This window comes from Streptomyces sp. NPDC004111 (assembly GCF_042874215.1).
Taxonomy (GTDB): Bacteria; Actinomycetota; Actinomycetes; order Streptomycetales; family Streptomycetaceae; genus Streptomyces.
Genome location: NZ_JBIAMU010000003.1, coordinates 481,028 through 493,789 on the forward strand (window position 1 = coordinate 481,028; position 12,762 = coordinate 493,789).

General features: G+C 71.6%; 15 protein-coding genes and 1 pseudogene. 7 read left to right on the top strand and 9 right to left on the bottom strand.

What is annotated here, in order from left to right; all coding sequences use genetic code 11:
* Nucleotides 1-154: 154 nt before the first annotated feature.
* The 7 genes from ACFYVL_RS09105 (at nt 155) to ACFYVL_RS09135 (ending at nt 4,803) form a co-directional block, all read left to right on the top strand.
* Nucleotides 155-373, top strand: a complete 219-nt coding sequence (locus ACFYVL_RS09105) for a hypothetical protein (RefSeq protein ID WP_389242332.1) — start codon at nt 155-157, stop codon at nt 371-373.
* A complete protein-coding gene (locus tag ACFYVL_RS09110; protein ID WP_389242334.1) occupies nt 370-561 on the top strand; it encodes a hypothetical protein in 192 nt (63 codons plus the stop codon). Before ACFYVL_RS09105 ends, ACFYVL_RS09110 begins: the two co-directional genes overlap by 4 nt.
* A gap of 88 nt (nt 562-649) precedes the next feature.
* Nucleotides 650-883: a hypothetical protein gene (locus tag ACFYVL_RS09115; RefSeq protein ID WP_389242335.1), complete on the top strand. Its 234-nt coding sequence runs from the start codon at nt 650-652 to the stop codon at nt 881-883.
* A complete protein-coding gene (locus ACFYVL_RS09120) occupies nt 880-1,494 on the top strand; it encodes a hypothetical protein (RefSeq protein ID WP_389242337.1) in 615 nt (204 codons plus the stop codon). The genes ACFYVL_RS09115 and ACFYVL_RS09120 overlap by 4 nt, the downstream gene beginning before the upstream one ends.
* The gene (locus tag ACFYVL_RS09125) at nt 1,491-3,212 is read left to right on the top strand and encodes a relaxase/mobilization nuclease domain-containing protein (RefSeq protein WP_389242339.1); all 1,722 of its coding nucleotides are present in this window, start codon (nt 1,491-1,493) and stop codon (nt 3,210-3,212) included. Before ACFYVL_RS09120 ends, ACFYVL_RS09125 begins: the two co-directional genes overlap by 4 nt.
* Nucleotides 3,213-3,595: 383 nt before the next feature.
* Complete coding sequence (locus ACFYVL_RS09130; RefSeq protein ID WP_389242341.1) at nt 3,596-4,045, top strand: hypothetical protein; 450 nt, start codon at nt 3,596-3,598, stop codon at nt 4,043-4,045.
* Nucleotides 4,046-4,122: 77 nt separating this feature from the next.
* Entirely contained in the window at nt 4,123-4,803 is a 681-nt protein-coding gene (locus tag ACFYVL_RS09135; RefSeq protein WP_389242343.1) for a hypothetical protein, read from the top strand.
* A gap of 56 nt (nt 4,804-4,859) precedes the next feature.
* Here ACFYVL_RS09135 and ACFYVL_RS09140 read toward each other — a convergent pair whose 3' ends face one another.
* The 9 genes and pseudogenes from ACFYVL_RS09140 to ACFYVL_RS09180 form a co-directional block, all read right to left on the bottom strand.
* Nucleotides 4,860-5,918, bottom strand: coding sequence for a hypothetical protein (locus tag ACFYVL_RS09140; protein WP_389242345.1), 1,059 nt, complete (start codon nt 5,916-5,918; stop codon nt 4,860-4,862).
* 153 nt (nt 5,919-6,071) lie between these two features.
* Complete coding sequence (locus tag ACFYVL_RS09145; protein ID WP_389242347.1) at nt 6,072-6,893, bottom strand: DUF317 domain-containing protein; 822 nt, start codon at nt 6,891-6,893, stop codon at nt 6,072-6,074.
* A gap of 16 nt (nt 6,894-6,909) precedes the next feature.
* Nucleotides 6,910-7,197 (bottom strand): hypothetical protein, encoded by a 288-nt coding sequence (locus ACFYVL_RS09150; protein WP_389242349.1) that lies wholly within the window; start codon nt 7,195-7,197, stop codon nt 6,910-6,912.
* Between the two features lie 320 nt (nt 7,198-7,517).
* Nucleotides 7,518-8,219 (bottom strand): hypothetical protein, encoded by a 702-nt coding sequence (locus ACFYVL_RS09155; RefSeq protein WP_389242351.1) that lies wholly within the window; start codon nt 8,217-8,219, stop codon nt 7,518-7,520.
* Between the two features lie 95 nt (nt 8,220-8,314).
* A complete protein-coding gene (locus ACFYVL_RS09160; protein WP_389242353.1) occupies nt 8,315-9,295 on the bottom strand; it encodes a collagen binding domain-containing protein in 981 nt (326 codons plus the stop codon).
* Between the two features lie 103 nt (nt 9,296-9,398).
* The gene (locus ACFYVL_RS09165) at nt 9,399-9,950 is read right to left on the bottom strand and encodes a hypothetical protein (protein WP_389242355.1); all 552 of its coding nucleotides are present in this window, start codon (nt 9,948-9,950) and stop codon (nt 9,399-9,401) included.
* 127 nt (nt 9,951-10,077) lie between these two features.
* Nucleotides 10,078-10,554, bottom strand: coding sequence for a hypothetical protein (locus ACFYVL_RS09170; protein ID WP_389242356.1), 477 nt, complete (start codon nt 10,552-10,554; stop codon nt 10,078-10,080).
* 26 nt (nt 10,555-10,580) lie between these two features.
* Nucleotides 10,581-11,458: pseudogene (locus tag ACFYVL_RS09175) on the bottom strand (DUF317 domain-containing protein).
* A complete protein-coding gene (locus ACFYVL_RS09180; RefSeq protein ID WP_389242358.1) occupies nt 11,446-12,729 on the bottom strand; it encodes an acetyl-CoA carboxylase biotin carboxylase subunit family protein in 1,284 nt (427 codons plus the stop codon). Before ACFYVL_RS09180 ends, ACFYVL_RS09175 begins: the two are co-directional and overlap by 13 nt.
* Nucleotides 12,730-12,762: the final 33 nt, after the last annotated feature.

Genomic DNA, 12,762 nt, shown 5'->3' on the forward strand with positions numbered 1-12,762 from the left:
GGACCGGGGACCGACCCCCACCAAGCCGGGGACCGAACCCACCGGGGACCGGGGACCGAAGGTCGCGTCTCGGAAGACGAAGAAGGTGCAGGCGCCGGGCAATAGCCGGAGTAAGGAACGTCAGCGAGGCCCACGGAAGAAGCGTGCGCAGCGCGTGGCTGATCCGGCGGTGGAACTCCTCGTCGAGCTGGCCCACCCCTTCGTCCCCGACGTGCTCGCGCGGGACGGCAACGAGTCCCTCACCCGGGTGCAGCTGCGGGAAATCATCCGAGTGAACAACCTTCCCGGTGTCCGGAACGAACGAATCGGATCCGTACTCCACAGGCTGTGGAGCGAAGAGAGCACCAACACCAACGCAAGGAGCCCCCAATGAATACCTGCCGCCGGTTCAAGGCCGTCCGTGACGAGTACGTACGCGAGATCGGCTACATGGCCGCGCACGCCGCGCGGTACGCCGACAAACCCTCGGGGAAGTCGAGTGCCAAGCAGGCCGATTCGGCGAAAGCACGGATGGCCCGGGCCCTCACCAACCATGTGGGGCGCTGCCCCGAGTGCGGCTAACTGGGGCAAACGTGCAGCTCACCGCCCCTATCGCTACAGGTGGCCCGGCTTCTGGCCGGGCCACCTCCCGGTTTCCAGGAGACTGCCCGTGACACGCCGCTCTGCCCGTTCGTCCCCGCCCACACCCGCCGAGGCCGACGCCTGGGCGACCGTCCTGGTCCGCCGACGGCTCCTGTACGCGGCGCTGACGGCGCCGAATGGGCAGTGGCTCGTCCAGTACGCGTCCGACGGGCCTGTCCTGCTCCTCGACGGGCCGGCCGACATGGTCGAACTGGCCGCCACCATCCAGCACCGACTCGCCACGAGGCCCCCATCACGATGACGCAACCGAATCAGCACCTGACCACCCCGGACGACGAGGCGACCGTCAACCCGTCCTCACGAGGAGCAAGTTGGGGCGGAAGTAGTACTTCCGCCTCTTCCACCCCTGAGAGGGCGGAAGAGGACCTGCACCAGGGGGCGCAGGTCCTAAGGGCTTCGACCGAGGGCGGATCGAAGCCGGAGGAGGAACCCAAGCCGACTCGTCGACCTCGTGAGCGACCTGCACGTCAGCGTCCACGTCAGCCGCCCGAGAAGAAGCGCCGTCACCTGCGTACGTCCCGCTTCAATGACGCCGAAATCGCCCTGATCGCCGCCGCCGCCGTCCGGTGCAACCTGACTATCGCCGGCTTCCTCGCCCGCTCCGCGCTTGCCGCCGCCCGCGATCTCGACCGCACCGCTGCCGAGATCGCCGACGACCGTGAAGTGATCACCGCCCTGTTCGACAGTCGGCGTCGGCTCGGCTGGGCCGGCAGCAACCTCAACCAGGCAGTCAAAGCACTCAACTCCGGTGCCGATGTTCCTCAGCTCGAAGCAGCCATCGCCGCTGTTCGTCGTGCCGCCGACACCGCCCACGAAGCCGCCACGCATCTGATCGAACGCCGCAGCTCATGATCCCCAGCGTCAACAAGTCGGGGTCCCGGACCATCGGGCTCCTGGCCTATCTCTACGGCCCGGGCAAGCACGAAGAGCACACCGATCCTCACCTCGTCGCGTCCTTCGACGGGATGTCCCCCGATCCCGGCCGCGACCCGAAAGCCACCCTCACCGACCTCCAGCAGTTCCTGGATCAGCCGGTTTGGGCCCTTGCCGAGCACGCCCGCCCGGCCAAGCACGTCTGGCACACCTCCGTGCGCGCCGACCCCGGCGACCGGATCCTGTCCGACGAGGAGTGGGCCTCCATCGCCCGCCGCATCGTCGCCGCCACCGGCATCGACCCAGGCGGCGGCCAGATCGGCTGCCGCTGGGCCGCCGTGCGCCACGCCGACGACCACATCCACATCGTCGCGACCCTCGTCACCGAGGACGGGCACCGCCCCGACGACTACCGCTCGGGCGCCCGCGCACAGGCCGAAGCGCGGCTCATCGAGAAAGAACTCGGCCTCCGCCGGGTAGTTCCCGGCGACGGCACCGCAGCGCAGCGTCCCACCAGTGCCGAGCGGCACAAGGCCGAACGTCAGGGCCGCGCGCGCACGGCACGGGAAGAGCTGCGCACGACCGTGCGGCAGGCAGTGGTGGGCGTCCGGAGCGAGGAGGAGTTCTTCCGCAGGCTGGCCACCGCCGGCCTGCTGATCGACAAACGCGTCGCCCCCTCCGGAGACCTCCTCGGTTACAAGGTGGCCCTGCCCGATGACCGCAACAAGGACAACCAGCCGGTTTTCTATCCGGGCGCGCGTCTCGCCCCGGACCTGTCCCTGCCGCGGATCCGCGAACGCTGGTCCGCCGACCAGCCCGGCCCGGCCGCCTCGACAGACGGCCCGGCCCCGGTGAGCCCGTCCTCCGCCCGCAGGCGAACCGCCTCGGCGGTCTGGGCCGCGATCACCGTGGTGGACCTCGGTGGTGAGGGTGTTGTCGCCGCGCACATCGCCTCGGCCGGCGAGGTCCTCGACGCGCTCGTGCAGACATCGGCCGCACACACTCGCAGCCAATTGCGGGCAGCGGCCATCGCGTTCGAACGCGCCTCGCGCTCCCACGTGCGGGCCGAGCGTGGCCACGACCGGGCGCTGCGGCAGGCTGCCCGCGATCTCGTGGCCGGGGGGCCCGCCATGGGCCGGGGCGAGGACGGTGCCACGACCGCCATGGTCATCGACATGCTCGCCTTCCTTCTCACCGCGGCCATGCACTGGCACGCGCGGAAGGGACACGCGCAGCAGGCCGCCGCCGCCCAGCAGGCCGCCGAACACCTGCGGTCCGCCTATCAGGCAGCTGCATCCCAGCCCATGGGCGTCCTGCAGCGGCGGGGACGGCTCATGCACCGGCCGGTCCGCCAGCAGCAGGCAGTACTGGTGCGCCAAGCGCTGCCGGAGCTGGCCGAGCAGATCCTCGCCGAGCCCGGCTGGCATGCGCTGGCCGTGACCATGGCCGACGCCGCAGCAGCGGGGAACGACCCGGGCCACCTCTTGGCCAGGGCTGCGGCACGGCGCGAGCTGGCCACGGCGGACTCGGTCAGTGACGTCCTGGTGTGGCGGCTGCGAGGCATGGCCGGTCTGCCCGCCGACACGTCCGCGCTGGCCCAGCCCGCCGCGGCGAACAGCCCGTCCGTCCCGGGCAAGGTGCCGGGCCGGGCCTCCGCCCGAGGTTCCCGCGGGAAGCAGCCGGGGCCCGCGCGGTGACCCCTCGGCTCCTGGCAGGAGTTCACCACCACGACTGCGGACGCGGGCGCCGGGCCGAGCCCTGTTCCGGCCGCGGCGGCTCGGGCAGCACGTCGGCACCCGCACATGGGCAGGACGGCGGATGCGTCAGGTACGGCGATTCGAGCCAGTAGGCATCGCGTAGTTGGGCCACAACAGGGGGCGGAACGGCGTAAGGCATACCTGGCCAACGCCGTTGCGCCCCCGACGGGCACGTGCCGTGGCGTACTCGTGATCTCCCTCTCGGGCACGGCAGGCGCAGTATGCACCCTCCGGCCGCGACTGTTGAACTTGTGAATTGAGCTTGCCCGTCACCTGGGGCACGATCATGACGCGTGCAGGACGAGCCGAGGGAGAACGCCAGAGTGTTTCACCGAATACGCCGCCGGGCGGCGGAGATCAGCGAGACGGAGCGCCGACACCTGGAGGCAGCCGCACAGCTGCAGGACTACGTGCCGCCGGAGATCCAGCAGTTGCGGGCCGAGGCCGAGCGCGCACGGAGCGCGCCGGCACCGCTCGTGGACGACTTCCTCCCGCCGGAGCTGCGGGTGCCCAGCCACGACCAGCTCGACGGCCGGATGACCGCCTGGCCGTCCCCCCTCGTCCTCGACGGCGAGATGGTGACCTGCGCCGAGTGCGGCACTTACCGGGACTGGCTGATCCTGTCCACCCGTGACCAGATCTGGCTGCGGTGCCGGGCCGGCCACCAGCAGCACGAGACGCGTCTCGACACCGCCTGGTACAACCGCCGCACCGGCCCCGCGGACGCGACACACGCTACGTTCGAGGACTGCCTGCGCCACCTCGGACACTGACCCCACCCCTTCGACCCCAGGGCCCTCCGGGCCCGCACTGACCGCCCGTCGTCCAGCACCAAGGGGTCAGTTCCGTCATGCGCGTTCGCGTCACCACCACCCTCGCTCTCACCGCCGCCGCCTCTCTCCTCCTTCCCGCCTGCTCCCCCTCCGGAGCCGCCCCCGTCCGGCCATCGCACTCCCCCGCCGGGCCCCATGCCGACGCCAGCCGCCCCACCGCCCCGCTGTCCTCCGCAGCACTGGAGGCACGCCTGCTCACCGAGAGCGACCTGGGCATCGGGTACCAGCGCAAGCCCGACCGCGCCCACCAGGCCGCCGACACCACGGTGCACGGGTGCCCCGCTCTGAGCGCGCTGGGCAGCGAGGCGGCGACCGTCTCGCTCGACTTCCCCCACCGGGCCAAGACCGCCTTCACCACCAGCGGCAGCGCCGAGTTCTCCGAGGAGCTCTACAGCAACGGCGCCCGCACCCTTGCCGAGAGCATCGCCCGGATATTCGACGCCATGACCGGGTGCCCCACGTACGAGGTCGGCATCGGGGGCGCCAGCATCGGCGTGACCACCCGGCCGCTGTCCGCCCCGAAACTCGGCGACCGGCAGTGGAGCCTGCAGCTCACCTATGCCGCCGGGGGACAGCGCACCGCCCTCAAGCAGACGGCCGTCCTCGCCGGGAACGTTCTGGTGGTGGTGGCCGGTTCGCCGGAGCTGGTGGACGCCCACCTGGCGAAGGCGGTCGGCAAGGCCCGGACTTCCCGTTGAACGGCTCCCGCCGGCGCGCCGTCTCGTGGCGCGTCGGCGGGAATCCTGCGTAACGGTCAGTGGGCGCCGCGCAGTTCACCCGTTGCGTACCGAAGCTGGAAGGTGTGGGCATGGTCGCCGGACATCCAGTACAGGGTCATAGTGGAGAGCATGCTGCTCTTCACCCACCGCGTGCGCGAGCTGCTGCCTTCGTCCTGGGCGAGGATCCACTCCTCCACCCGCTTCGGCAGGCTGAAGGTGAGCGCGTAGGCGTCCGGGTCGCCAGCGGAGCGGACCTCCCAGACCGGATGCGGCGAGGCGGTTCCGCGGCGGCGGAGCCGAACCGCATGGGTGGGCTGGGCCTTCGCATACTTCACGAAGCCGTACAGGTCGCTGGAGGCCAGTCCGAGCACGAAGGGCGCGGCGGGAAAGGCAAGGATGAGACCGAGGGTGGAGCGGCTCGACAGCGTTTGCGCCATCACGTCCAACGGCACCCGCAAGGGGGCGGGCAAATGCCCGTCCGGGACTTCCAGGTCGAGCAGGTGAGCGCGGAGATACTGCCGCAGCTGGAATATCTGGGGGCGCTGGGATTCGGGGGTGGCGGTCAATGCGGCATGGAGATCTTGGGCGCAGTGCTTGACCAGGTGTCTCAGTCCCTGGAAGTCCGGCATGGACAAATCGATCAGTGATATCTGATGTGCGAGGGCATAGTCCAGAGCGTTCGGGGTGAACCCGCTGGTGGAGAAGATCGCGTAATTGTACCGGTAGCGGGTCACGGGCCGCCCGCGGCTCGGGTCCCATGCGAGCGTCGTGGTGACGCCCTCGTTCACGTCGTGGACGACGCCGTGCCCGTTGCGGACCGTGGGCAGATCGACCCGGGAACTCGCGTAGTACTTCGCCTCGACGAACAGACGGACCGGAAGGGAGAACGGCGGAACGTAACGAAACTCCCCCAGCGCGTCAGCCTGATGCCAGGCGCCGCGCCCGCGCACTTCCAAGCCCCGGTTCCTCTCGCGCAGCACATTCCCCGGGGGCTGGTCGTCCTGTGCGGTCAGCACCTCGAACCCGCTGGACCGCAGCAGCCAGGCAAGGACTTCTTCCAGCAGGTACCCGCGCAATGACGCTTCTTTGATCATCCGCGCATCCTAGAGACCTGCCGATCCCCCTTGCCGTGCTGCTGCCACCGCCGACGTGCGGCACGGCCTGCGTACCGGAGCAGCACGAAGCCCGGCCTCCCCTGAACGGGGAGGCCGGGCTTGCGTGTTCCGTGGATCGAGCAGGCTAGGTGATCAGCCCGCCGGCGCCCGCAGGAGCTGATCGCGGGTCGCCTCCGGGAGCACCCGGCGCAGCGCCGGAGTGGGCGCGCTCATGGAGGCCGCGAAGACGGCTATGAGGTCCTGCGGCACGCTGGCGCCGAAGGACACCGTCCACAGGCACGGACCGCCGAACGTGGGCTCGGCCCATGCCTGCCACCCGGCCAGGCCCGGCTCGTCGGCCCCGGTGGTCAGGGCGCGCGGGTTGGCGTCCTGGATGAGGGCCGGTACTTCACCGAAGGTGACGTGCGCCGTGAAACTGGGGTCGGTGGCGCCCGCCTGGGGGTGGTCGATGTCGCGGAGCCAGCCGTGTGCGGTGACCGCGTCCAGGACCAGGTTGGGCCCGCCGAGCTGCGCCGTCGGCTGGTCGCGGGCATCGAGCGCGCCGAGGAAGTCGGCGAGGACCTCTCCGGGGACGTCCGGGGAGAAGTACGCGGACCAGGCAGCCAGCGGGCTGCTGGTGTCGGCGCGCGCGGACACCTGCCAGGCGATCGGCAGGTCCCCCAGGTGGAAGGGTTCGTCCGCCAGGACCCACTGGGCCCAGCGGAGCGTGTCGGGGCTGATGTGCAGGACGGTACTGCGCAGGACCTGTCGGCCCTCCGGTGCTTCGTCCGGCTCCTGCCGCCCGCGCACGAGCGTGAGGCTGGTCCAGCCGAGACCGTCCAGGGCCTCGGCGACGGCGTCGTAGAGCCGCCCGTCGTCCCCGGCGAGGTGCCGGGGGCCGACCCAGTACGCGTTCGGGGTGTCGGCCGGGGTGGGCGGGCCACGGAAGAAGTCGGGGTACAGGGGCGCCTCCAAGGGCTGGGGTTCGGAACTACTTGCCGGCGGTGCGGCGGGGGCGGCGCTGGGGCGCCTGCACGGGGCCGTGCCAGGTCAGGGCGACGGCTGCCTCGTGCGGGAGATGGCCGATCTGGGTGTCGGCGGCCCGCCCTTCGGCGAGGTAGACCACGGGGCGCCGGCAGGCGTCCGTGGACTGCACGACCTGCTCCAGGCGGTGCGCCATCGGGAAGAAGGGGTTCATTGCGAACCGGACGGGGAGGTCGCGGTCGTGGGCGGACAGACAGTCGATCAGGTCGCCGACGGTCATCTCCGGACGTATCACGGGCAGCCTCCTGAAGTGCGGGCCGGGAAGGCGTGGCGGCCGGCGGCGCGGAGCGCGCGAGGCGTGTCTTGGGTGCCGCCGCCCCTCCGGCCGTGGTGCTCGGCGAGCGCGGAAACGATGGGCCAGGACGGGTGCGCTCTGCACAAGTCCCGTCTCTGACCTGGGGTTTCCTGCAAGGTCGTTTACCTTGACATGCCCGGCCCACCTTGGGAAGGCTTTCCGGCAGCTTTCCCGTCTGCCTGCGGCGAACTGGCCTGGTCGGCTCCGATCGCACGGTCCGTGCCTGGCGCCGCCGGGGCTGTGTGCCCCGGCACGGGCGGCTATCCGGCCTCGGGGTGGGCCGCCCGCCAGCGCACGGCGAGGGTGGCAAGGTGGCGCCGCTGCTCGTCGCACTGCTCCTCCAGCTCAAGGGAGGCGGGAGAGAGCAGATAGACGTCGCCCTGGTGGTGGCGGAACCCCAGTTGCTCCCACCCTCGGGTGATCTTCCGTGTCACCCGGTCCCATTCGGCCCGGTCGCACAGGGCGCTGCCGGTGAGGTCGGTGACGCCCGGAGTGCACACCACGGCCCGGGCGCCGGGCATGAGGCGGCGGATCGCCTCCACGGCGAGTGCCTTGCCCAGGCCGGCGCCGCGCCACTCGGGGGCGAGGTACACCCGGTCCATGATCAGCAGCCCGGTCCCGACGTACTCCAGTGATTCGCTGGCCGCCTCGGTCAGGTTGCCGGTGGCCGGGTCAAGCACGGCCTGGGCGATCTCGTAGAGGTCGTCCGACTCCTCTTCCAGCGCCCGGTGGGCGTTCTGGCCGCGGTCCACATGCACCCGGTAGAAGGTCATGGCCCCGACCTCCGCATCCGTGGCCTGCCCTGGGCCGAGGGCATCACCGGGGACGTGGCGGCCGTGGCGCACGGTCACGTCCCATCGCTCCAGAGCGTCCGCGTGCGGGGTGTCGAGCAGGTCGTCGGTGTGGCTGATGCGCAGCCACAGCTGCGCGGGGTCTGCCGGCGGAAGAGGGGCCTCGGTCACAGCAAAAGCCTAGTCGGGCGCCCGGTGGGGCAATCGAGGTGCTGCACACGCAGCAGGCCCCCGGGTATTCCGGGGGCCTGCTGGGTTGGGCGGGGTTAGTGGCTGTTGCGCCTCTTGGCGTGTGCCGGTTCGGTTGCCCTGCGGTGGCGGGTGGCGAGGACGGTGCCGCCGCCGGCGGCGAGGAGGAGTCCGCCGCCGATCGCCCACGCGGTGGCATCGGCTCCGGTGCGGGCAAGGGACCCGTGCGCGGCCGGCGGCAGGGGCAGGCTGGCGTCCTTCGCCGAGGGGGTGGTCGGCGCTCCGGTGCCCGGGGTGGTGCGGCCCGGAGGGGAGTGGGCGCCGTTGGAGGGCTTCCCGGTCGGAGGTTCTGTGGTGGGCTCCGGGGAGGGGGCGGTGGTCGGCCTGCCGGTCGGGTCCGGGGGCAGGGTGGGCGCCGTGCGGGTGTTGGTGAGTGTCACGGTGACCGGGCTTCCGGGGGTCGCGGTGAACTTCGTGGAGGGCCGGTACAGGTCGTAGCCGGCCGGGGCCTTGACCTGCCTGACCCACAGGGAGGCCGTGCGGCTCGACATGGGCAGTTGCGCGGTGGCGGTTCCCTGGGGGCCGGTGGTGAGGGTGAGCAGGGTGGAGGTGCCTGAGCCGATGTTCACGGTGCTGCCGGGCAGGAGGCGGCCGGACTTGCTGTCCTTGGCCTTCAGGAGGAACGGGGCGGCCCGGAACGGGTGGGCGAGCGTCAGCTTGGTGGCAGTGCCGGGGGTGACGACGACGTCCCGGTCGTCCACCGCTGCGTGCAGCGGACTGCCCGAGGCGGTCTCCTTCAGCCGGTAGATGCCGGGCGGCAGCCCGGGGAAGGAGAGGCGTCCCTGGGCGTCGCTCGTGGCGCGCCCGGCTTCCTTCCCGGCGGAGTCGAGAAGGGTGAACGCGGCACCGGGCAGGGCGTCACCGCCCGGGCCCGTCGCGGTGATCTCGACGCTGCCCTCCTCCGGGGCCGGGGGCGGGTCGGATACGGCGGGGGCCGGTGAAGGGGGTGCGGTGGATTGGGCGGTTGCTGCCGGTGCCCCGGCGAGGGTGCTGGTCACGGCAGCAGCGACGACCGCGGAACGGGCAGCGCTCCGGACGGAAGGGACGGGCACGAAGGTGCTCCTAGGGAGAGGGGCGAACAAGGTCAGCAGGCCGGTGGCTCTACCGCGAGGCGGCGGTGCGGCGTACGGCGGCGCCGGGAGGGGGGCTCGTCGCTGTACGGGAAGCGGCGGTCGTGGAGCCCTGCACGGCGTGCTTGTGCAGCTGCTGTCGCGCGGCGGCGAGATTGCTGCGGGTGCTGTCGAGATAGATCTGGAGCCAGTTCTGTACGCCGGGCGGGTGCGGGTGGTGCCGGGCCGCGCTGTCCGCGGCGGGCGCCGGGGACATCTCATGGAGATGGCCGAGTCTCTCGACGATCTGGGCGAGGTGGCCGAGAGCGGCACCGAGGGCCGGTGCGCTGCGTGTGAGGGCGGCCGTCCCGGAGCGCTCGGCCTGCGTGTATGCCGCTGGCTCCGTGCGGTCGTAGTGGGCGCTGGCGACCAGCTCGCTGGTGATCTCCGCCAGGATGTACCCGAGATCGCTGACGGCTGTATGGATGGCCGGAGTGATGTCGTCGCCGCGCTTCAGGTGCTGGGCGCGGGGCAGTTCCTTGGAGATCCTCCCGACGGTTCGGGCGAGCCGGCGGAAGTACTCGGGGTGGGTGATGTCTGGCATGGGCGTCCTCACGGTTCTGTGGAGCCCTGCGCGGGCTGGTGTCCTGACGGATGAGGACGGGGCTCTTCGCGCGCCGGGCCGTAAGGCCGCTTGAGCGGGGCGCGGGAGGAAGGTCGGGGGCCGCACGTCAGCGGGCGCGGGCGCCCTGGCGGGCGGCCGGCGGAGCGGGCGTGGTGTGGGGCGCCCGGGACGGGGCGCGGAGCGGCGCGGGGGCGATTCCTTCACCGGGAAACCAGGTTGAGGCGTACCGCTCGATGGCGTCGCTCAGGCCCGTGGTGTCAGCTCCGGCCCACGCCGGCTGGCCCGCACCGGCGAGCGTGACGTTGAAGGTGTCGGCAATGTTCCGGCGCCGCAGGGAATCCTCAAGGGTGAAGGTGCCGTGGTCGGCAAAGCTGAGGGCTACGGAATCGAGTTGGCCTCGGTCCACGTGCGTGAGCGTCAGAAGCAGGCCGCCGTAGGTGTTCCTGTACCGGGTGTCGGTGAAGCTGATCTTCAGCCGGAGCGGTGAGCCCGCGCCGGGATTGACGTAGTGGGTGTTTCCCACAGTGGTTCCGCGAAAGGGGAGGCCGAGTTCGGCAAAGAACTCGCGGGCTTGCAGGGACACGCGGGTCTCCGGTGGTGGCTGGGGTCCTACCGGCGGGGGCCGGGCAGGGCGGGGCGGCCGGTGGTGGTCCCGCGCGGGAGGCTGGAGGTAGTGGGAGCAGCCGATTGGCGGGCGAAGGCTTTCCTGACCTCCAGCGGCGTCGGGACCGGCGGGCTGGGCGGCAAAATCGGGGTCAGCTGTGCCAGGCGTTTGACGTAGCTGGACGTCTGGCTGCGCCAGCGCGGCAGGGGCCTGGGATCGGCCACGCACTCTGTGACCGCCTTGAGCAGCGGAACGGGGTAAAGGTGCTGAAGGTGGCGTACCAGGCCGGGCGGTCGATGGATGTGCCCGCCCAGAGCTGCCAGCGGGCCGCGCGGGTGTCCAGCTCATCGGTGGGGTCGAGCGGGCCGGAGGTGTATTCCAGGCCGGCGAGCCCATCGGCGGGCTGCGCGGTGTAGCGGTCCGTGCGGGGGCGGTCGAGCAGCCAGCCGGCGGTGTAGAACGGTTCCACGGCGAGGGCGGGATCGTGGTCCGCGTCTCCGGCCAGGGGGTGGGCGAGATAGGCGTTCGGGCCGGCCTCGTACAGGGTGGCGAGCGCGGTGGTGAATGCCTGGACGAACTCCGTGGGGCAGGCGTCGTTGAAGCAGACGCCCCACGCTGGGGCACCGAAGGGATCTTGGTAGGCGTTGATGCGCCAGAGTCCGTCGTCCTCGCCCTCGGGCAGGTAGCCGAGGCGGATCCGGTCGTCGGGTGCGCGGACGTGGATGTTGCCGAGGCTGTCGTGCTGAAGGCCCCAGCCGTCCGCCAGGAGGGGAGCAAGCGCGGGGTCGCCGGTGGCCGTGGCGCGGGCGAGATAGCGCGGAGAGACGTAGACGTCGCCGTCGATCGTGTCGTGGGTGCCCGTACGTGCGGTCAGCTCGCGCATGTGGCCCCGGTGGCTGCCTGCTGAGGCTGAGCGGCCGGTTCCACGCCGATCAGGAGGGTCCGGGACACCTCGTCCGCGCGGGCCTGGGCGAGCGCCGCGGTGGGGGCGGCGGTGATTACGTAGCCGAGGCGGGCGGTGTCCCGGTCGCCTCCGTCCTGCGGGAGCAGGACCGCGTCGCCCACCTGGCGCTGCCAGTGCAGGCGCTCCAGCCACGGCGGGCGGTCGGTGGGCCGTCCGGGGAACTGGCGCACGCTGAGGGTGCCGCTGGTGTCCGGGTAGAGCAGGCGGACCGCGGCGGCCTCGGTCCGGGTGGCGGTGAGGTCCGGGGCGATGCCGCAGGCGATGTCGGCGGCGGCGCGGGGCAGGGAGATGCCGGTGGCACGGTGTACCAGGTGGCCGATCATGTCTCCGCCGATCCGGCCGTTGACCTCGATCAGGTGCGGCTTGCCTGCGACCAGCCGCATCTCCACGTGCTGGATGCCGTTGTCGATGCCCAGGGCCTGGACGGCGGCCGTGGCCACCGGTGCCACCGTGGCCAGCAGCGGGTCGCCCGCCTCGACCGAGTGGGCCACCTCCTCGAAGTGCGGCTCCTCCCCCAGCTTTTTGCGGGTCACGGCAACCACGCTGGTACGGCCCTGGTGGGTGACGCACTCAACCGAGACCTCCGGCCCGTCGAGATACGCCTCGATCAGCACCTGGGTGCTCTCGATGGCGTGGCCGGCCTCGACGGCGGCGGCATCGTACGCGGTGAAGAGTTCCTCGGCCGTGTTGACGCGGCGCACGCCGATGCTGGCCATGCCGGCCGCCGGTTTGACGACGACCGGGTAGCCGATCGTCTCGGCGGCGACGGCGGCCTCCACCAGGGAGGTGACGGTCATGGAATCCGCCGAGGGCACGTGGTGGCGGGCGAACTCGCGGCGGGAGCTGGCCTTGTCGCGGGCGGCGAGCATCGACTCCGGGCTGCTGGTCGGCAGGCCGAGCACGGTGGCCAGGCGGGCGGTCTGGACGAGGTAGTCCTCCGTCCAGGTCATCACCCCGGCAACCTGGTGCCGGGCAGCCAGTGCCAGCCCGGCCGCGGCGAGGGCCTGCTCGTCGAGCGGGTCGGCCACCTCGGAGTCGACGATGAACTGGGCTTCCCAGGTGGGCTGTTCACTGGTGACCAGGACGACGTCGTAGGCGGCGGCGATGTGCGCCAGGCAGTACGACCTGTACCCCTCCGCCACCTCCTCGGAGGGTGCGACGACAAGAACGACATGGCGGGGTGTGGGCAACGCGGGGTTCTCCGAATCGGGAGGTGACAGGGG